Genomic DNA, 1,687 nt, shown 5'->3' with positions numbered 1-1,687 from the left:
GCGGGCGCTGCAACATCGGCAGCAAGTATGTCTGCAAGGACGGCCCGGTATTCACCCTGGCCCAGCTGAAAAAGCTGCCTAACGAGTACTAAAAATTTTCATTCTGCGAAGTGTAAAATTTAGGCCGGTGGAAATGAGTAAGCGGTATTGAAGGGCTGCTCAAAATGGTAATGTTTAGGCCTTAAAGGGGAGGAAAAACAATGGCTATTAATGCTGCGAATTTTGACCCTACATTTATCGAGGAAGTTTCCAGCAAGTTAAGGAAGTTTGACCTGACCAAATGCCTTACCTGCGGCATGTGCACCGCTGGATGTGTTTATTCTGACGTGCACCCTGACAATGACCCCCGCAAGTTTTTGCGTAAAGTGGTACTGGGATTGAGAGATGAAGTATTAAATGACCCCTTTGTATGGTTCTGCACCATGTGTGAGCGCTGTACGGTGGAATGTCCCATGGGTATTAACATTGGTGCCTTAACCAGGACCATTCGCGGCCAGTTTGGCCTGCCGCTGCCGGGCTTCATGCAGAAGGTTGTGGATGAAACCATTACCTCCGGCAACCAGATGGATGTAACCCAGGAGGACTATGAAGAAACCCTGGAGTGGATTGAAGAGGAACTGCAGGAAGAACTGGGAGACCCCGATTATAAAATTCCCATTGATGTTGAAAATGCAGATTTTCTCTTTGGTATGAACGCCCGGGAAATCAAGTATTATCCCCATGAGCTGCAGGAAATTCTAAAGGTATTTTATTATGCCGGTGCTAACTATACCTTGAGCAGCAGAAAGTGGGATGCCACCAACCTGGCACTGTTCAGCGGTAATAACCACGACTTTTGGACTATTACCAAGCCGATGCTGGAAGAAGTTGTGCGCTTAAAGGCTAAAGAACTGGTGGTTACCGAATGCGGTCACGCCTTTAAGTCGGTGCGCATGGGCTATAAAGAATTCTGGGAGGGACCGGAATTCCCCGTGCGCAGTGTGCTGGAGGTTTATGCCGACTGGATTCGGGAAGGTAAACTTAAAGTGGACAAGAGTAAAAACCCGCAGCCGGCAACCATACACGATCCCTGCAACTTGGTGCGCAAAGAAGGGGTATATGATGCTCACCGCTATGTAATGGAAAATATCTGCGAAGACTTCCGAGATATGACTCCGAACAAAAAGTTCAACTACTGCTGCGGTGCCGGCGGTGGTGCGCTGGCCATGCCGGAATTTAAAGAACAGCGGATTAAAAAGGGTAAGCTTAAAGCGGCGCAGATTGAAGCTGTTGGTGCAGAAGTGGTGGCCATTCCCTGCCACAACTGCATGGACCAGTTCACAGATATAAACAAAGAGTATTTCGGTATGAAGAAAGAAATGACTCACGTAACACCGCTGCTGGCCAATGCTCTGGTTATTGAAGAGTGTGCCGGTTACAAGGGAAGGAAAGAAGTCGAGGAATAAAAAGGTTTTAAATATAAATATTAATTGGTCGACAGGGCCGTGGACCGCTGGTTCACGGCCTGTGGGCCGGTATTAAAGTTTTCTATGGGCGAAAACCGTTCTGGTTAGATTAAAAATGAGAGGACGGATGTGATGAAAATATGAGTACAAAGAAAGTAGGAAGCGTACTGGTGGTGGGAGCCGGTATAGCAGGTATACAAGCATCGCTTGACCTGGCGGAATCGGGATATTACGTGCACCTG

Annotated in this window: 1 protein-coding gene and 1 pseudogene; both read left to right on the top strand. The window is 47.8% G+C overall.

Features of this window, described 5'->3' with window-relative positions:
* A pseudogene (locus JOC37_RS13400) lies at positions 1 to 92 on the top strand (heterodisulfide reductase subunit F); the annotation flags it as partial.
* Positions 93 to 200: 108 nt separating this feature from the next.
* Entirely contained in the window at positions 201 to 1,445 is a 1,245-nt protein-coding gene (locus tag JOC37_RS13065; protein WP_204619585.1) for a (Fe-S)-binding protein, read from the top strand.
* Positions 1,446 to 1,687: the final 242 nt, after the last annotated feature.

Source organism: Desulforadius tongensis (assembly GCF_016907915.1).
Taxonomy (GTDB): domain Bacteria; phylum Bacillota; class Desulfotomaculia; order Desulfotomaculales; family Desulfohalotomaculaceae; genus Desulforadius; species Desulforadius tongensis.
This window is presented reverse-complemented; position numbering and strand designations above follow the sequence as displayed.